This window comes from Vogesella perlucida, assembly GCF_979366545.1.
The window spans coordinates 76,714-92,842 of sequence record NZ_CEETRO010000001.1; the positions used below are offsets into that span (position 1 = coordinate 76,714).

Below are 16,129 nucleotides of genomic sequence, written 5' to 3' on the forward strand. Positions count from 1 at the left end.
TAGTGCCTCAAGGGCGGCATAGCGACGCGCAGGGGATGCCGTCGTGATTGCCGTCCAGCTTTTTCACGCCGCATTGCTGCAGGTAAAACTGCGCCTCGGCGCAGCTGGCCATCTGGCTGCAGCGGTTTTTGCTGCCGCACTGGAAAACCGCTGCTGGCTTGGCGGGGCTGGCTGGCGTACTACGGCCAGGGTTGGCCGCAACGGGGGCATCCGGCGGCGGCAAAGGGGTGGCGCGGCGGCTGCCACGGCGCCAGTCTTGCGGGCGCACCGGGCCGCTACCTGCCCACAAGCCGCGCCCGGCGGCGCGGGCGCTGTTTTCGGCGGCGATATAGTGCGGCTCTTTCAGGTAGTCACGGTAGGCCCAGGCCCAGCCGTCCTGTACCTGCGCCAGGTTGATGTCTACGCCGTCCAGCCACAGGCGGCCAACGATGCGGCCATATTTGTCGGTTTCGTGGCGCTCCAGCTGCACGGTGCGGCCAAACACCCGTGCAGCCAGTGCGGCGCGGGCACGCTGGCCGTAGGGCTGGGCTTTTTCAGGCGCGTCGATCTGGCCCAGGCGCACGGTCTGCTCGCGCCAGTCTTGCAGGCACTTTACCGTGTCGCCATCGCTAATCGCGGTAACACGGCATGCCTGCCCCGCCCCCCAGCTGGCGGCGGCCAGGCCAAGACACAACAACCCTGCAATGGCTTTTCGCACACGACGCTCCCGCAACATAAAAATGCACTGTAATGGCTGTGCCCGGGGCGGGCAAATTGACCCTGGCTATTCCACTGCCATACAGTGGTGTTTTCCCTCGCCCGAGCCCCGCCATGAAGCCCGCCCACCTCGCCCTTACCGCCGGCGCCGTCCTGCTGGCCACCTTCAGCGGTGCCTGCGCCTATACCGCCTGGCGCAGCCACCAGCAGCTGGACAAGCTGAACCAGGCCATGACGCAATACCCGCTGCTGAAAGTGATCAGCCGCAGCAAGACCTACAGCCTGTGGCAAAGCGAAGAAACCGTCAGCTACCAGCTAGGCTGCGAAAACGAGATTAACAGCGAGCTGTTTGGCGGCACGCGCCCGGGTATTACCGTGCGTAACACGGTGTCGCACAACCCGCTATCGCCCGGCGTGCGTACCGACATCATCTGGCCGGCCAGCTGGGCCGAGCCGATCAAGCAGCTGTTTGGCGATGCGCAGCCGCTTAGCATCCATACCCGTGCCGGCTGGCTGGGCCAGATGGAAACCCGCATCAGCAGCCCGGGCTTCCGCGTAGAGAAAAACGGCAACCTGCTGCACTGGAAAGGCCTGGACGCCACCTTCCAGTACGACCTGGACCTGCAAAAGCTGCAGCACGAGCTGGTGCTGCACGGCAGCGATGCCAGCGACGCGCAAGGCCGTTTCAAGCTCACCACCCAGGACCTGCTGTACAAAGGCCAGTACCAGCGCAGTAACAGCGGCCTGCTGCTGGGCCAGGAAAGTGCACGCTTTGGCGGCTTGCAGCTTGCCGCCAGCCAGGGCACCACCCAGCACAGCTTCAGTGCCGGGGTGCTGGAAACCAGCGCGCAAAGCAGCGAGCAAAACGGCATGCTGACAATCAACTTCAAAGGCGGCTGGGTGGGCCTGCACTACAACAGCAAACCGCTGGGCGACCTGTCCGCCCAGGGTAGCCTGAGCCGGCTGGATGCCAAAGCGCTGGCCGACTACAACAAGCAAGCGCTGACCCAGGGCATGCTGCAATGCCATTTCGGCAACCAGCTGGCCGACCCGGCACACCGTGCGCTGCTGGCCCGCCTGCTGTCGCACAGCCCTGCCTTTACCCAGCTGACCACGCTGGCCAACCCGGAAGGCAACAGCACGCTGAACCTCAAAGCCAGCCTGAGCGCGCCTAGCGAAGCCGAGCTGGCCGGCAACGAAGCCGCGCTGGCCAAAAAGCTGGCGCTGCAGGCACTGATCAGCTGGCCGCAAATCCTGCCCGAGCGCTGGATCAACGACTTTGCCCCCGAGGCGCAGCGCGACATGCTGGTACACGGCTACCGCACTACCGTGGCCAATATGCTGGCCACCGGCAGCCTGCAACAGGCCGGCGCGCTGCTGCAAACCCGCTTTGACCTGAGCGACGGCAAGCTGCTGCAAAACGGCAAGCCCTTCCAACCGCCCGCCCAGAGTGCGCCAGCGTACGAGGCCAGTGCGCCAGTAGACGAGCCGATAGACCAAGCCGTTCCCGTGGCGCCGGACGAAGCCCTTAGCCAGTAAACTGCCCTCCCCCGCCCATGCGGCCAACCTTGCCCGGGTTGGCCGCAGCCGTTTTACGCCCTGCCTGCCAGCAGCTGGCGCCGGTAGCGCTCTGGTGTCATGCCGGTATGGCGGGCAAACATGGCAATAAAAGCCGACGGCGTGGCATAGCCCAGCTCGGCGGCAATGTCGGCTACCGTGCGCCCGGCTTTGAGCCAGGCTAGCGCCTGCAGCAGCCGCACACGGTTGCGCCAGGCGGCAAAACTCATGCCCAGCTGCTGCTGAAAGCGACGTGCCAGAGTGCGCTCGGTGCTGTGCACGCGCGCGGCCCAGCTGGCCAGCGTGGTGTTGTCGCCCGGCTGTGCACGCAGGGTCTGCAACACGGGGCGTAACAGGCGGTCGTGGCTATCGGGCAGGTAGTCGCCCAGGCTGCCCGCCTGCACCATGCGCTGCACCAGTAGCTGCGCCTGCAGGGTGTCCCATTCGTCCACCATGGCGGTGACGCCGCGCTGGCAAAAATCATCCAGCAAGGCGCGCAGCAGCGGCGTTTGCGGTATCAGGCAGGGCTGTGGCGGCAGCTGTGCGGCCAACGCTGGCGCCACATACACCGACACATAATCCAGCGCCTGGCGAATGTGCGCGGCGTGCGCGACATCGGCCGGAATCCACACCAGGTACTCGGCCGGGGCCGCCAGCGTGCGGTCCGGCAGCTGCAGCTCCAGTATGCCCAGGCTGATACGGTTGATCTGGCCCCAGGGGTGCACGTGCCATTCAAAATCGGTATTGGCCAGGAACTGTTCGTGGCGGAAATACAGCGGTGCCGGGGGCGGCAGGTGCTGGTCGGTATCGCTGTAGGCTAGCGCATGCATCTTGTCGGCTCCGGCGTATGATTATGTCTGTTTTGAAGTATATACCCTTCAAAAGACAAGTTTACACTCGCAGCATTCTTGCTAACGGAGCCTGCCATGGCACGCTTTTTTCCCTTGCTGGCGGTACTGATCTGGGCCGCCAATACCGTGGTATCCAAGGCCGCGGCCAACGTGCTGGACCCGGCTGCAGTGTCGTTCTATCGCTGGCTGGTAGCCCTGCTGGTGCTCAGCCCCTTGATGTGGCGCCCACTGCGCGCGCAGTGGCCAGCCATCCGCCCCATGCTGCCGCGCTTTACCGTGCTGGCGCTGCTGGGCATGGTGGCCTACCAGTGCCTGGCCTACTACGCTGCCCACCTGACCAGCGCAACCAATATGGGCGTGATTTGCGCGCTGATCCCCCTGCTCGGCCTGCTGCTCAATGCCGTGGTGTTCCGCCAGCACATCAGCACTGGCGCGGTGGCGGGCGTGGCGGTGTCGCTGGCCGGTGTGCTGTACCTGCTGGGTGCGGGCCACCCACTGGCGCTGCTGGCGGGCGGCGTCAACACGGGCGATGCGCTGATGCTGCTGGGCTCGGCCAGCTATGCGCTGTACGGCATCCTGTTCAAGCGCTGGGCGCCGCCATTTGGCCAGTGGCTGAACCTGTACGTGCAGGTGGGGCTGGCGGTGCTGATGCTGATACCGGTCGCTGCCACCGCGCAGAGCATGGCCATCCCGGCAGCGGGTGTGCCACTGGTGCTGTTTGCCGGCATTGCCTCGTCCATTCTGGCGGCTTACTTCTGGATGCGCGGTATCCAGACGCTGGGCAGCGACCGCACGGCCATTTTCATGAACCTGCTGCCACTGTTTACCGCCCTGCTGGCCAGCGTCACACTGGGGGAAACCATTCACAGCTACCACTGGCTGGGCGGCGGGCTGATTCTGCTGGGTGTCAGCCTCAGCCAGGGGGTGCTGCGCCTGCCGGCTTGGCGCAAACAGCCCGTCTGAAGAGCCCAAAGACACGCCAGCAGCCTGTCTTAAGCACGTCATAAGCTTGGTGGCACAGCATGCCCGCTATTTCAGCAGATAGCGGGTTACCACCATGCCGGGCAATGTACTGACACAACAGCAGGGCACCAGCGCCCTGGCTACTACGTTTCCGGTGCTGCGCCGGGTAGCGATACAGCTGGGCGGCCTGGCCCTACTGGCTAGCGTGTTGCTGCTGCTGGAATACGACACCACGCTGGACGATACCGTTACCCGCCTGTTCTATAGCCCCGCGCTGCAGGGCTTTCCGCTGCAGGACAGCGTATGGCTGGACTGGCTCAACCACCGGCTGGCCAAATACGCCGTGGCAGGCTGCACGCTATGGCTGCTCTACAGCGGGCTACGCCGCCGTGACAGCCGCCGCACCTACACTGCCGGCATGATGATGCTGGCCTGCGCCGCAGTATCCACCCTGAAAGCACGCAGCGCCCACTCCTGCCCGTGGGACATGGCCGCCTACGGCGGTAGCGCCGAACACTTCCCCACCCTGGCCGTGACACCGCTGAACGCCGGCCCCGGCCACTGCTTTCCCGGCGGCCACGCCTCGGCCGGTTTTGCCCTGATGGCACTGTACTTTTACTGGCGGCCCAGCCACCCCGCCCGCGCCCGCATGGCGCTGTGGGGCGGCGTACTAGCGGGCATGCTGATGGGCCTGGGCCAGGTAGCGCGCGGGGCTCATTTCCTCAGCCATAACCTGTGGAGCGGCTGGGTAGTGTGGCTGGTGTGCGTGCTGGGCTTTGCCGTATTCGACTACCGCGCCGCACGGCGGGGCTGAGCCCGGCTGCGCTACACGACGCCCGCCAGCCACCAGCGGGCTTTTTTACGCCCGCTAGCTATCAAGCCACAAGCATAAGCTCACGTTAAGGCTGGCTTGCTTTAATGACCCTGTACCTGCACTGAGCAGGGGTCTACACGGAGCGTCACCATGAAAAAACTGTTTGCTGTTGCCCTGATCGCCGCCTTTGCCTCCAACGCTGCCCTGGCCGGTGCCGAGTGCAAGGCCCAACCGAAAGACAAATGGCAGAAAGAAGCCGACTTCAAGAAAAAGCTGACCGCAGAGGGTTACCAGATCAAGAAGTTCAAAGTGTCCGGTAACTGCTACGAGATCTACGGCAAAAACAAAGAAGGCAAAAAAGTAGAAATCTACTTTGACCCGGTAAGCGGCGCCGCCGTGAAAACCGACATCGAAGACTAAACGGCCTTGCCCCTGCCTGCTGGCACCTGCCAGCAGGCTTTTCATTTTATGGAGCCTGCTATGGATACCCTGCCCGTCACACCACGCCGCCAATACATCTGGGACCCGTTGGTACGCCTGTTTCACTGGAGCCTGGTGGCCTGCGTGCTGGCCAACTTCCTGCTGCTGGAAGAAGGCGACCCGCCGCACCGCTGGGCCGGCTACATCGCCAGTGCCCTGGTACTGATACGCATCGTGTGGGGCTTTGTCGGCAGCCACCATGCCCGCTTTGCCAGCTTCTTTCCCACCCCGGCACGCCTGCGACACCACCTGCTGCAACTGCGCAACGGCACGCTGCCGCACAGCGACGGCCACAACCCGCTGGGTGCCATCATGATGCTGGCGCTGATGGCGCTGGTACTGTCACTGGGTGCCACCGGCTACCTGATGGGCACCGATGCCTACTGGGGAGAAGAATGGCTGGAAGAACTACACGAAGGCCTGGCCAATACCCTGATGCTGGCGGTAGGCCTGCACGCGGCGGCGGCCATCGTGATGGGCAAGCTGGAAAAGGTAAACCTGGTCCGTGCCATGATCACCGGCTACAAGACCTGGCGGGGCTGAACGCAGTACACTGCCGGCATAAAACCACGGAGGCCGCATGCGCATCCTCATTATCGAAGACGACCCGCTCATCGGTGACGGCCTGCAAGCCGGCCTCACCGCCCTGGGCTTTAGCTGCGACTGGCTGCGCGACGGCAAGCTGGCGCTGTGCGGCCCCGACGCCGCCCCCTACGATGCTGCCGTACTGGACCTGGGCCTGCCCGGCGTAGACGGGCTGGACGTCCTGGCCAGCTGGCGCCGCAATGGCCACGCCCTGCCGGTGCTGATTCTTACCGCACGCGATGCGGTAGACGACCGCATTCGCGGCCTGGATAGCGGCGGCGACGACTACCTGGTGAAACCCTTTGCCCTGGGCGAGGTAGCCGCCCGCCTGCGCGCCCTGCTGCGCCGCCGCGGTGGCCAGGCCAGCCCGATGCTGCAGCACGGCCGCATCAGCCTGGACCCTGCCGCCCGCCGCGTGCTGCTGGACGGGCAGCCGGTAGAGTTGGCCGCACGCGAGCTGACCCTGCTGGAACTGCTGCTCAACAACAAAGGTCGCGTGCTAAGCCGCGCCCAGATCGAAGAAAAACTGTACGACTGGGCACACGAAGTAGAAAGCAACGCGGTAGAAGTACACATTCACCACCTGCGCAAAAAGCTGGGCAGCGAGCTGATCAAAACCCGCCGCGGCCTGGGCTATACCCTGGGTGACGAGGCATGAGCAGCAGCCTGCGTGGCACGGTTGGCCGCAGCCTGCTGAAAACCATCATGCCACTGTGGCTGCTGGCCTGCGTGGTCGTTGGCCTGCTGGCACATCACGAGGTGTCCGAGCTGTACGACGAACAGCAACAGCTGTTTGCGCGCCAGCTCTACCACACCCTGCCGCAGCTGCGCGCCGGGCAAAACAATACCCAGCTACACGAAGAAGACAGCGCCGACCACCAGGCGGTGGCCATCTGGGACAGCCAGGCGCGCGCGCTGGTAGCCGACAGCGACGGCATGCAGCTATCGCCCCGCCCCGGTTTTACCGGCTTTGTCACCAGCCTGCACCACGACGAAATCTGGCGCGTGTACTACTACAGCGGCGAGCTGGGCACCGTCGCCGTGGCGCAAGAAGAAGGCGAACGCTGGGAGCTGATGCGCGGCCTGCTGCTGGCGCAGCTACTGTGGCTCATTGTGCTGCCGGTCGCCATGCTGGCCATCTGGTGGGCGCTGGGCCGTGGCCTGCAGCCGCTGGAGAGCATCCGCCAGTTGCTACAGCAGCGCCGCACCGACGACGACACGCCGCTGCCCACCGATGTCCCCACCGAAATCCGCCCGCTGATCGACGCCATGAACCAGCTGATCGCCCGCGTCGCCAGCACCCTGCAACACGAGCGCCGCTTTACCGCCGATGCCGCCCACGAGCTGCGCAGCCCGCTGGCCGGCCTGCGCGTGCAAGCCGAGCTGGTGCAGCTGCTGGACGACCCGGCCGCCCGCCACGCCGCCATCGACAAGGTACTGGCCAGCGTAGACCGTGCCAGCCACCTGGTAGACGAGCTGCTGGCGCTGGCCAGGCTGGAGCAGCAAGACACCTTGCCATTTGCGCCACTGTCGTGGCCAGCCCTGGTCGACAAGGCCTTGGCCGAGGTGGCCGCCACGGCCACACAGCGCCAAACCCGTGTCAGCCTGCAGCTGGATGGCCACGGCCCGCTGGCCGACGGCGACGCCAGCCTGCTGCAGCTCATGCTGCGCAACCTGCTGGACAACGCCGTGCGCTATAGCCCACCCGGCAGCCAGGTGCTGCTGATCGTCAGCCCGCAACAGCTGGTGGTAGAGGACAACGGCCCCGGTATTGCCGCCGAGCACCTGGCGCGCATTGGCGAGCGCTTTTACCGCCCGGCCGGGCAAGATGCCAGCGGCAGTGGCCTGGGGCTGTCCATTGTTGGCCGCATTGCCAACCTGCACGGCCTGCAAGTGCAATGGCAAAACCGCCGCGAAGGCGGCCTGCGCGTGACGCTACAGCCGCACGGCCTGCCGCCTGTCAGCTAGCCGGGCCCGCTACTGGCGCGGTAAAAACGACAAGCCCCTGTCAGGCAGACAGGGGCTTGTTTGTTTTGAACTTGTGCGGTCACGGTGTTAGCCGCCGCTGCGCTTTACCGTATAGCCCAGCGCAGCCAGCCGGGACAGCACCGTGTCGACGTGGTCGCCCTGGATTTCGATATCGCCATCTTTTACCGTGCCGCCACTACCGCACGCGGCGCGCAGCTGCTTGCCCAGTGCTGCCAGCGCGTCGGCGGCCAGCGGCACACCACGCACCAGCGTGACCGTTTTGCCGCCGCGACCTTTGCGCTGGCAGCTGACCCGTACCACGCCGTCACCCGCTGGCAGCGCGCTGGCGCAGCTACAGGCCGCCTGCGGCTGGCGGCAGCCGGGGCACATCTGGCCATGCTCGGTGCTGTACACCAGCCCACCTTCTTTACCGTAGCGCATGTCTGCCCCCTTTATTGAAAGGCCCGCATCACACCACGGGCGGCGCGGCGTGTAAAGCGCTACCACGCACAAAGCCGGCTATGCGCTGGTAGGCGGCAGCGCAGGCCTCGGGCACCAGCGCCTCCAGCAGCATATAGGCGTGGATCTGGTCGGCGGCGCAGTGGTAGTCCACCGCCACCCCGGCTGCGGCCAGCTGGCGCGCATAGGCCAGGCCTTCGTCGTGCAGGGGGTCGAAACCGGCGGTGAGGATCTGCGTGGGCGCGTGCTGTGCACCAAGCTCGCCATACAGCGGCGAGGCGGCCTGGCGGTCGCCCCCTTCGCGGAAATAATGGCCGAAATACCAGCCGATGCGCTCGGCCTCCAGCAGGTAGCCCTGCCCCAGCGCCTGGATGGACGCCTGCGACAGGGTGTAATCCAGGCTGGGGTACACCAGCACCAGGCGGCTGATGGCCAGGCTGGCGTCGGCCTGCGCCCACTGCGCCACGGTGGCGGCCAGCGCGGCACCGCCGGAATCGCCCGCCAGCACGGGCAGGCCGTCGGCGATGTTTGCCCCGCGCGCCTGCATGGTTGGCCGCAGGCCGTGCAGCACGGTGCAGACATCCTGCAGCGCCGCCGGGTACGGGCATTCCGGCGCCAGGCGGTATTCCACCGATACCACCACGTGCTGCGTGGCTTGCGCCAGGCGGCGGCATACCGGGTCGTAGCTGCTGACACTGCCCGCCATGTGGCCGCCACCGTGGCAGTACACCAGCACCGGCAGCGCCTGCTCCGGCGCAGGGTGGTAGATGCGCACCGGCACCGGGTAGCTGCCCGGCACCATGGCCTCTTGCACCCAGGGCAATGCCGGGCCTGCCGGCACCATGGCGGCAATCAGCCCGGCCAGCGCCTCGCGCGCGCTGATGGGGGTGGTTTGCTGGCCTGCGGCCAACCTTTGCGCCTGGATGGCGTTCACCTGGGCAAGCCAGGCGGCCACGGCGGGGTGAAGTGTGTTCATGGTGTAGTGGTTTCCATACGGTCGCGCTGCGCCAGGGTGGGGAACAGCCGCATCCAGATTACCACTACCAGCAGGGTACCTGCCCCGCCCAATACCACGGCCGGCACGGTGCCGAACAGGTGGGCGGTAACGCCCGACTCGAATTCGCCCAGCTGGTTGGACGCGCCGATGAATAGCGAATTGACGGCATTCACGCGCCCACGCATGTCGTCCGGCGTTTCCAGCTGCACCAGCGTGCCGCGAATCACCACACTGATGATGTCGGACGCCCCCAGCACCATCAGTGCCAGCAAGGACAGCAAAAAGTGGGTAGACAGGCCAAAACCGATGGTGGCCAGGCCAAATACCGCCACCGACGCAAACAGCGTGCGGCCAACCCTGCGCTGCACCGGGTGGCGCATCAGCCATACCGACATGGCCAGCGCGCCCACCGCCGGTGCCGCGCGCAGCAGGCCCAGGCCCCAAGGGCCGGTGTGCAGGATGTCGGCGGCAAACACCGGCAGCAGCGCTACCGCCCCGCCCAGCAGTACGGCAAACAGGTCCAGCGAAATGGCCCCCAGGATATCCGGCCGGCTACGGATGAAGCGGATGCCGGCCAGCAGCGAATCCATGCTCACCTTGCGGCTGTCGGCTACGTGCGGCGGCAGCGGCAAACCCAGCACCAGCACCATGCCGGCCACGAACATCAGCGTATTGAGGCCATAGCTGAACGGCGCGCCAAAGGCAAACAGCAAGCCGCCCAGCGCCGGTGCCACGATGGTGGCCATCTCGTTGGCCGAGGCCGACGCCGCCACCGCCTGTGGCAACAGGGCTGGCGGCACGATATTGGGCAGGATGGACTGCATGGTAGGCATGTCGAAAGCACGGCAGGTACCAATAAGCAGCGACAGGCCAAAAATCAGCTCGCGGCTGACCGCCAGGCCCGCACCGCTATTGGCCAGCAGCATGGTGGCCGCCGCCAGCGCCTGCAGCAGCATGCTGATGGCCACGATACGCTGCCGCGGATAGCGGTCGGCCACCGTGCCGGTAACCAGCACCAGCAGGATGCGCGGCAAAAACTGCAGCAGCCCCACCAGACCCAGGTCCAGCGCGCTGCCGGTAAGGCTGTACATCTGCCAGCCCACCGCCACCCCCATGATCTGGAAGCCGCCGGTCAGCAGCAGGCGCGCACTCCAGAACTGCCAGAACGGGCGATGATGACGCAGGGACAACACGGTAGCAGGTGCAGGGCTGGACATGGCAATGGCAAGAAAAGGGGAAAGCCGGACAGGCTACGCCGCCAGCCGCCATTGCACCAGTGGGGATAACAGTACGCTGCGTTCCGTGCACCCGACAGCAGCACGCATCGAATGCCACGCACCAGCTTATAGCGTACGGCAGGTACGGTACGGCATCGTTAAAACAAGCAGCGCCGCCACTTTATGCTGGGTACCCGCAGGCCAGCACCGGCCTGCCTACCCACAGGAGAGACACGATGCACAAAACCTGCCTTGCCCTGCTGCTGGCCAGCCTGGCACTGCCCGCCACCGCACAAGCTGTAGACACCCCCAGCCTGAAGCGTGCCATCGTTGGCCAATGGGCCAGCGCCGCACCGGAAGCCTACGACCGCATTTTTGCCACCCGCCAGTTTCACATCACGCCCAAACGCTGGGGCGTGCTGTTCAAGGTGTACGCCGATGCGGCCGGCACCCAGCCACTGTTCCACCTGAACGTGGGCGGCCCGTACACGCTGGGCGGCCCGTCGGCCAAGGTGGACAGTGCCGCCGAAGGCATCTTTCCCGCCGACCATCGCCTGATTACCGCCGACTCGCCTGCCGGCGTACAGCTATTTGCCAGCCAGGGCTGCACCCTGCAGCAAGGAAAAGCGCTGCCGCTGGTGAGCCAGGGCTGCGGCTTTGTACCGGGGCTGATGCAGAACATGGGCGAGTACGACCTGGTCGCCATCAAAAACGGCCAGCTGTTTCTGGGCGACCGCAGCGGTGACCTGAGCAAAGCTCGCCCCGACAAGCTTACGCCCTACCCGCTGCTGCGCCAGGCCAGCCGCTAAGCCCGTAGCAGACACGACCAGGCGTGAGACAGCATGAAAAAAGGGGACTATCTGGCGTAATGCCAGTCAGTTAGCCGAATGTGCTTGGCTATCAAGTGGGAGGACGTGGGTGAAGCACCCCATCCCGTTGGCGCGAGCCGATCAAAATGGTGCGCCCCAGGTTTTAAGACGCCGATTTGTTTGAGTCCTGAGCCGTTAGCGAGGGGCGAGTTCGGCGGCGCCTGGGGCGTGCCATTTTGGACGGGGTTTCGAGCAGCCCCGGGTTGCGGGGGAATGAAAAGGGGGCGGCAACCCGCCCCCTTTCCCGTTTGCCGGGCGGAACCGGCATTTAAGCATCGTCCGCATCGCGGACACACTAGCATGGGTCAACGAAACACCCCCCCTGACCAAAAAAATGCCAGTCAGCGTTAACTGACTGGCATTAGCCACCAGGTACCCCTTTATCACCCGGCCCATGCGGCCAACTAGCGTGGCCAGGCACCAAAGCCGGCCAGCCGCACCAGGCGGCCGTTGCCACGCTCGGTGACCGTGACATCCCCCGCCGCCACCCCGACCCCGTGCCACAGCAGCGCCGACGTAGGCTGCGCTACCGCAGCCTGGCGCAATACTTGCCCGCTTTCGCTGACATGGCTGATGCGCCCGGCCAGAAATTCCGCCACCACCACGCCATCACTGCTCAGCGCAAAGTCATCCAGAAAGCCCCACGAGCTATACAGCACCGTGCCATCCTGCGGCCCGGCCGCGCCCAGGGTGTAGCGGCGCAACTGCGACAGCCCGGCGTAGGTCAGCGGGTTCAGTGACACGTACAGCCGCTGGCCGTCCACCTTCAGGCCGTTAGGCTTGTTGAGCACATAGCGGTAATACACCGACTGGCCATCCACCGCGCCGTGGGCATTGACGGTAAAGCGCAGCAGCTTGCCCGGCAGCAAGGGCGCGCCGCTGTCGGCCAGCAGCAGGCTGCCATCCGGCAATGTGGCCATGCCGTTGGGCAAGGCCACGTCGGTGGGGTTGAACATCTCGTTCAGTTCGCCCGCCGGGTCGGCCAGGTTCAGCACAAACAACCGCTTGGTGGCAAACGGGTTCAGCGCATTGTCGGTACACACCGTGTACAGCCGCCCCTTGCGCTCGGTCATGCCCAGAAAGTAGCACTGGTGCGCCTGGCCGTTCAGCAGCCGCGCGGTGAGCCGCTGCTTGCTGTACACCCGCCCGTCGAAACGCCCCTCGAACACGCCGTTCTCACCGCTGACAAACCAGCGGCCAGACTGCGTAAGCAGCTGGTTTTCTGCCGACTGCACGCCGTCAAACAGCGGCAAGGCAGCCTGTACCGCCAGCGGCAGCAGGCCCAGTAAAGCCAGTATCTTTTTCATGGTGTTGCCCTCTTTGTACCCGGCACGCTGCCGGTGAGACAACACCATGTCATGCCTGCGGCCAACGTTAAAAACACGCTGTCACCACCGTGGCCACACCTGCGAGCAAACGCAACAAGGCCCGGGCTGCCTGCAGCCCGGGCCTTGTTGCGTGGCACCCGCCTTAACGCGCGTCGATCAACGCCTTGATATCCAGCAGCGTCAGCTCGTTGTCGTCCGGCTTGCCCAGCTGGCGGCCAGACGAATACGGAAAGTTATTGTCGTTCACCAGCACGATATGATGGCCGTCCACCAGTGCCAGCCCTTCCGGCCCCAGGTGCGGCAGGCCGAAGCGGCCACTGGCATCGCTGTAACGCGACGCACGTTTAGGGTCGGCAATGCGGGTCAGGTCGATATAGGCCACCTTCTTCACAAAGCCGTCGGCGTCCGCCTGCGCCAGGTCGATCTTGTACACGCGCTTGAACGCCGCCGGTTTGTTAAAGCAGTCGGTGCGCGTCATCTCGCCAACGCACACCTGGCCCAGGCCCTCGCTGCTGTCGTCACGCTCGATCAGCAAGCCGGTGCTGGCGTCCAGCAGCTGGAAATCGGCCATCACGTTGCCATCCTGCTCAAACTGGTACTTCCACTGCTTGCCGGTGTAGCGGCCGGCCGCCACGTCAAACTCGAAAATACGGGTAAAGGTCTTGCCGTTGGCCGCACGCTCGAAACCCTTGCTGGCGGCGTCAAAAGCCGGCCATTCCAGCGCCGGATACAGCTTGCTGCCATCCGGCGATTTGGCCATCGGCTCGAAGCCGCCAGAGCGGCGCACATTCCAGCTGCCAATGCTGTCGGTAGGCAGGTTGCCCAGGCGGCCGTTCAGGTAGTGGTCCGGCGAGCGGTAGGCCACGTCACCCACTTTCATCTCGTGTACCGCCAGCACCTTGCCGTCCAGGTCGGCGCGAATCAGGTAGGGGCCAAACTCGTCACCGATCCACATTTCCTTGCCCACCAGCTGCAGCGATTCCACGTCGAAATCGACACCGGTGAGGTAGCGTTTGGCGCTGGCTTCGTTCTGGATGGCAAACGGCACCTTGCGGTCCGGGTCGTGCAGGAAGGTGGTGCCCTGCAGCCGGGTGCTGCCCTTGGCCCAGTCCACCGCCACGCGGTGCACCATCAGCAGCGCGTCCTGCGAGTTGATCTTGTTGCCAAAGCCGTTATCGGTAAGCGTCAGGTAATGGTTGCGGTCCAGCATGGCAATGCCGGAAAAGCCCTGTACCGCCTGCCCTTTTACCGGCAGCGCCCCGCCCGACGCACGCGGGTACTTGGGGTCGCCCACAAAGGTATTGGCCGCTTCCGACCCCAGCACCTCGTTACGCACGCGCTTGCCGTTGGCAAACTTGCCCGAGGTAGCAAAAAACGCCCCCGCATCCGCCGGCGGCGTAGCCACGGTATTGAACGGCACCACGGCGTGGCCGGCCAGCGTGGCCTCCACCGCCTGCTGCGCATGGGCAGCGGTTACACAACAAGCCAGGGCCAGCGTCAGGCTAAACAGGGGTTTCATTGCAGACAGCTCCGGTAACAAAAAAGGAAGCCGCTACGGTAAAGCGCCTCGGTGACGGCAGCGTGACGCGGGTGTGAAGGGGGCAAGACAGGCAGATGAGTTGTAACGTCGGGGTAAAAGACGGGGTTGGCCGCATGGGCGATAGCGCGGATAAGGCGTAGCCGCATCCGGGGAGTATAGGGATATCGTGTCCAATCGGGCTACCCGCCACAGTACGAAGTTAAAGACATGCGCCACATCCTTGTCAGCAGCCATGCCATACCAATACCATTGTCCACCCCCAAGCATACGCCGCAAAGGCACGTGCTTTAACAGCAGGTTTCAGCCTCAAATCAAGCACTCCCCTAAATTCGGGCGGCACCATGCTTTAACGATTGATGCTGCGAGCCACTTTCACTTTAAAGAGCACACCTCATGCAAGCAGGCGGCGACAACCAAACCCGAGACAATATTGCCAACCATGGCTGCACTGTCATGCACGTAATGGCTGAAGGCGAACTGCCACCCTTTGCGTACTCTATCGGCATCACCCAGCAAACCGGCGCCCCTGAGGTCATCGTTATCGGCCTCAAGCAGCCGTTAGCACATTTCATTATCAATCAGTACAACCGCCGCATTCGCGCCGGCGAACGGTTTGAGGCCGGCTGCTTTTACGCGGATTTTCTGGATGGCTTCGACGTTTTCGTGGATGACGTGCCTCTATCCGCATACGACGACTATGTCGGTCAAGCCATCGATTTCTATGATGGTTACGCGTTCAACGTGGTACAGATTGTTTTTCCAACCACCAAGGGCATCTGGCCCTGGGATGATGATGCCCCCGCGTCATTCAGGACTTGGCAACCCATCTTGTCAAAAACCGGTGCAGCAGATGTGGACTAACTATTCTGCCAGCGCGCCGCACCACTGACGCCTCCCTCACGACCGGACCCCACCATGCTGAAAGCCGTCGAATCCGTGATCATTTTTGTGTCCGACATCCACACCGCGGCGGCATGGTAAGCCGCGCTGCTAGGGTCGCAAGTGGAATACGAAAACCCGCACTACGCCTTTGTGCGCTGGCCGGGTGTGCTGCTGGGCCTTCACCCGGCTGATGAGAAAAGCCCAGGCGGCATTGGCGGCACCACGGTGTACTGGGAAGTGGCCAACCTGGCGCACAGCATGGCGCAGCTGGAAGCGGCCGGTGCCACGCGCTATCGCGGGCCGATGACCACCAGCCTGGATGCGCATGCGGCAATGCTGAAAGACCCGTTTGGCTGCTGCATCGCGCTGAACCAGCCGTCGGCAGCGTCACGCGCGGCCACCAGCGTGTCGGAGTGAGCGCACAGGATGGGCGAAGGCACTTGTGCCTTAACCCGTCAGGCAACCCCAAAGCCACAATGGGCTCCGCTAACCGCTAGATGCGATGATGGGCTGCGCTTCAGCCATCCTGCGCGCCGAACCACCTCTTTTTCGTGTCATAGACACGGTCTGGTTTCAGTTCTTGCCGCCTGATCTGAACCCGCCACCACCCATTAGCTGGTTGTGCGATCGCTACAGGTCGCCTCTGGTGTGCAATGCATGTGCAATCGTTTTGCACAGGTGACGGTATGGACAGCAATAAAAAAAGGCCCCCAGCAATGCTGGAAGCCTTGATTTATCTGGCTGGTGCCCCGGGCCGGGGTCGAACCGGCACAACCGTAAGGTCGAGGGATTTTAAGGCCGGAACACCAACACCAAACCATTGATTTCTAATGATTGCGATGTCTGCCAACACGTCTCAACCGGCCGAAATCCGTGCTTTTGCGTCACACAAATGGCACAGCAACCCGGCGTCTGCACGTATT

General features: G+C 64.3%; 17 protein-coding genes. 10 read left to right on the forward strand and 7 right to left on the reverse strand.

Annotated elements, in window-relative coordinates:
- Positions 1–7: 7 nt before the first annotated feature.
- Entirely contained in the window at positions 8–697 is a 690-nt protein-coding gene (locus tag ACZ9XP_RS00340; RefSeq protein WP_465187790.1) for a thermonuclease family protein, read from the reverse strand.
- A 113-nt stretch (positions 698–810) separates the two neighbouring features.
- On the opposite strand from ACZ9XP_RS00340, the gene ACZ9XP_RS00345 reads away from it, so the two are divergent.
- Complete coding sequence (locus ACZ9XP_RS00345; protein ID WP_465187791.1) at positions 811–2,235, forward strand: DUF945 family protein; 1,425 nt, start codon at positions 811–813, stop codon at positions 2,233–2,235.
- Positions 2,236–2,288: 53 nt separating this feature from the next.
- Here ACZ9XP_RS00345 and ACZ9XP_RS00350 read toward each other — a convergent pair whose 3' ends face one another.
- Positions 2,289–3,083 carry an AraC family transcriptional regulator gene (locus tag ACZ9XP_RS00350; protein WP_147684076.1) on the reverse strand — a complete coding sequence of 265 codons (795 nt, stop codon included), beginning with the start codon at positions 3,081–3,083 and terminating at the stop codon, positions 2,289–2,291.
- A 96-nt stretch (positions 3,084–3,179) separates the two neighbouring features.
- Between ACZ9XP_RS00350 and ACZ9XP_RS00355 the strand changes: the two genes are divergently transcribed.
- The 6 genes from ACZ9XP_RS00355 to ACZ9XP_RS00380 all read left to right on the forward strand — a co-directional run bounded on the left by ACZ9XP_RS00355 (position 3,180) and on the right by ACZ9XP_RS00380 (position 7,914).
- Complete coding sequence (locus ACZ9XP_RS00355; protein WP_147684078.1) at positions 3,180–4,067, forward strand: DMT family transporter; 888 nt, start codon at positions 3,180–3,182, stop codon at positions 4,065–4,067.
- Positions 4,068–4,161: 94 nt separating this feature from the next.
- On the forward strand, positions 4,162–4,881 hold the full coding sequence (locus ACZ9XP_RS00360) for a phosphatase PAP2 family protein (RefSeq protein ID WP_465187792.1): 720 nt from the start codon (positions 4,162–4,164) through the stop codon (positions 4,879–4,881).
- A 150-nt stretch (positions 4,882–5,031) separates the two neighbouring features.
- Positions 5,032–5,301, forward strand: coding sequence for a PepSY domain-containing protein (locus tag ACZ9XP_RS00365; protein ID WP_147684083.1), 270 nt, complete (start codon positions 5,032–5,034; stop codon positions 5,299–5,301).
- A gap of 60 nt (positions 5,302–5,361) precedes the next feature.
- Entirely contained in the window at positions 5,362–5,904 is a 543-nt protein-coding gene (locus tag ACZ9XP_RS00370; RefSeq protein WP_147684085.1) for a cytochrome b/b6 domain-containing protein, read from the forward strand.
- A 37-nt stretch (positions 5,905–5,941) separates the two neighbouring features.
- Positions 5,942–6,604, forward strand: coding sequence for a winged helix-turn-helix domain-containing protein (locus ACZ9XP_RS00375; protein ID WP_465187793.1), 663 nt, complete (start codon positions 5,942–5,944; stop codon positions 6,602–6,604).
- Complete coding sequence (locus tag ACZ9XP_RS00380; protein ID WP_465187794.1) at positions 6,601–7,914, forward strand: ATP-binding protein; 1,314 nt, start codon at positions 6,601–6,603, stop codon at positions 7,912–7,914. Before ACZ9XP_RS00375 ends, ACZ9XP_RS00380 begins: the two co-directional genes overlap by 4 nt.
- Before the next feature lie 87 nt (positions 7,915–8,001).
- Here the strand turns inward: ACZ9XP_RS00380 and ACZ9XP_RS00385 are convergent, their stop codons facing one another.
- From ACZ9XP_RS00385 to ACZ9XP_RS00395, 3 genes are read right to left on the reverse strand one after another with little or no spacing between them, the layout of a single operon-like run.
- Positions 8,002–8,355: a translation initiation factor Sui1 gene (locus ACZ9XP_RS00385; RefSeq protein WP_147684091.1), complete on the reverse strand. Its 354-nt coding sequence runs from the start codon at positions 8,353–8,355 to the stop codon at positions 8,002–8,004.
- A gap of 28 nt (positions 8,356–8,383) precedes the next feature.
- A complete protein-coding gene (locus ACZ9XP_RS00390; protein ID WP_465187795.1) occupies positions 8,384–9,349 on the reverse strand; it encodes an alpha/beta hydrolase in 966 nt (321 codons plus the stop codon).
- Positions 9,346–10,587, reverse strand: a complete 1,242-nt coding sequence (locus ACZ9XP_RS00395) for an MFS transporter (protein ID WP_147684095.1) — start codon at positions 10,585–10,587, stop codon at positions 9,346–9,348. Before ACZ9XP_RS00395 ends, ACZ9XP_RS00390 begins: the two co-directional genes overlap by 4 nt.
- Before the next feature lie 236 nt (positions 10,588–10,823).
- On the opposite strand from ACZ9XP_RS00395, the gene ACZ9XP_RS00400 reads away from it, so the two are divergent.
- Complete coding sequence (locus ACZ9XP_RS00400) at positions 10,824–11,396, forward strand: hypothetical protein (protein ID WP_465187796.1); 573 nt, start codon at positions 10,824–10,826, stop codon at positions 11,394–11,396.
- A 464-nt stretch (positions 11,397–11,860) separates the two neighbouring features.
- On the opposite strand, the gene ACZ9XP_RS00405 is transcribed toward ACZ9XP_RS00400, so the two are convergent.
- Together ACZ9XP_RS00405 and ACZ9XP_RS00410 are read right to left on the reverse strand one after the other, a co-directional pair.
- Positions 11,861–12,763: an NHL repeat-containing protein gene (locus tag ACZ9XP_RS00405; protein ID WP_465187797.1), complete on the reverse strand. Its 903-nt coding sequence runs from the start codon at positions 12,761–12,763 to the stop codon at positions 11,861–11,863.
- A 163-nt stretch (positions 12,764–12,926) separates the two neighbouring features.
- On the reverse strand, positions 12,927–14,303 hold the full coding sequence (locus tag ACZ9XP_RS00410) for an esterase-like activity of phytase family protein (RefSeq protein WP_465187798.1): 1,377 nt from the start codon (positions 14,301–14,303) through the stop codon (positions 12,927–12,929).
- 414 nt (positions 14,304–14,717) lie between these two features.
- Between ACZ9XP_RS00410 and ACZ9XP_RS00415 the strand changes: the two genes are divergently transcribed.
- Both ACZ9XP_RS00415 and ACZ9XP_RS00420 read left to right on the forward strand, forming a co-directional pair.
- Positions 14,718–15,185 carry a DUF4262 domain-containing protein gene (locus ACZ9XP_RS00415; protein WP_465187799.1) on the forward strand — a complete coding sequence of 156 codons (468 nt, stop codon included), beginning with the start codon at positions 14,718–14,720 and terminating at the stop codon, positions 15,183–15,185.
- A 141-nt stretch (positions 15,186–15,326) separates the two neighbouring features.
- A complete protein-coding gene (locus ACZ9XP_RS00420) occupies positions 15,327–15,623 on the forward strand; it encodes a VOC family protein (protein WP_206211208.1) in 297 nt (98 codons plus the stop codon).
- Positions 15,624–16,129: the final 506 nt, after the last annotated feature.

What these genes read in the sequence shown, in the direction of transcription:
- ACZ9XP_RS00345 (WP_465187791.1), top strand. Translation starts at nt 811, where the DNA reads ATGAAGCCCGCCCACCTCGCCCTTACCGCCGGCGCCGTCCTGCTGGCC.
- ACZ9XP_RS00350 (WP_147684076.1), bottom strand. Translation starts at nt 3,083, where the DNA reads ATGCATGCGCTAGCCTACAGCGATACCGACCAGCACCTGCCGCCCCCG.
- ACZ9XP_RS00355 (WP_147684078.1), top strand. Translation starts at nt 3,180, where the DNA reads ATGGCACGCTTTTTTCCCTTGCTGGCGGTACTGATCTGGGCCGCCAAT.
- ACZ9XP_RS00360 (WP_465187792.1), top strand. Translation starts at nt 4,162, where the DNA reads ATGCCGGGCAATGTACTGACACAACAGCAGGGCACCAGCGCCCTGGCT.
- ACZ9XP_RS00365 (WP_147684083.1), top strand. Translation starts at nt 5,032, where the DNA reads ATGAAAAAACTGTTTGCTGTTGCCCTGATCGCCGCCTTTGCCTCCAAC.
- ACZ9XP_RS00370 (WP_147684085.1), top strand. Translation starts at nt 5,362, where the DNA reads ATGGATACCCTGCCCGTCACACCACGCCGCCAATACATCTGGGACCCG.
- ACZ9XP_RS00375 (WP_465187793.1), top strand. Translation starts at nt 5,942, where the DNA reads ATGCGCATCCTCATTATCGAAGACGACCCGCTCATCGGTGACGGCCTG.
- ACZ9XP_RS00380 (WP_465187794.1), top strand. Translation starts at nt 6,601, where the DNA reads ATGAGCAGCAGCCTGCGTGGCACGGTTGGCCGCAGCCTGCTGAAAACC.
- ACZ9XP_RS00385 (WP_147684091.1), bottom strand. Translation starts at nt 8,355, where the DNA reads ATGCGCTACGGTAAAGAAGGTGGGCTGGTGTACAGCACCGAGCATGGC.
- ACZ9XP_RS00390 (WP_465187795.1), bottom strand. Translation starts at nt 9,349, where the DNA reads ATGAACACACTTCACCCCGCCGTGGCCGCCTGGCTTGCCCAGGTGAAC.
- ACZ9XP_RS00395 (WP_147684095.1), bottom strand. Translation starts at nt 10,587, where the DNA reads ATGTCCAGCCCTGCACCTGCTACCGTGTTGTCCCTGCGTCATCATCGC.
- ACZ9XP_RS00400 (WP_465187796.1), top strand. Translation starts at nt 10,824, where the DNA reads ATGCACAAAACCTGCCTTGCCCTGCTGCTGGCCAGCCTGGCACTGCCC.
- ACZ9XP_RS00405 (WP_465187797.1), bottom strand. Translation starts at nt 12,763, where the DNA reads ATGAAAAAGATACTGGCTTTACTGGGCCTGCTGCCGCTGGCGGTACAG.
- ACZ9XP_RS00410 (WP_465187798.1), bottom strand. Translation starts at nt 14,303, where the DNA reads ATGAAACCCCTGTTTAGCCTGACGCTGGCCCTGGCTTGTTGTGTAACC.
- ACZ9XP_RS00415 (WP_465187799.1), top strand. Translation starts at nt 14,718, where the DNA reads ATGCAAGCAGGCGGCGACAACCAAACCCGAGACAATATTGCCAACCAT.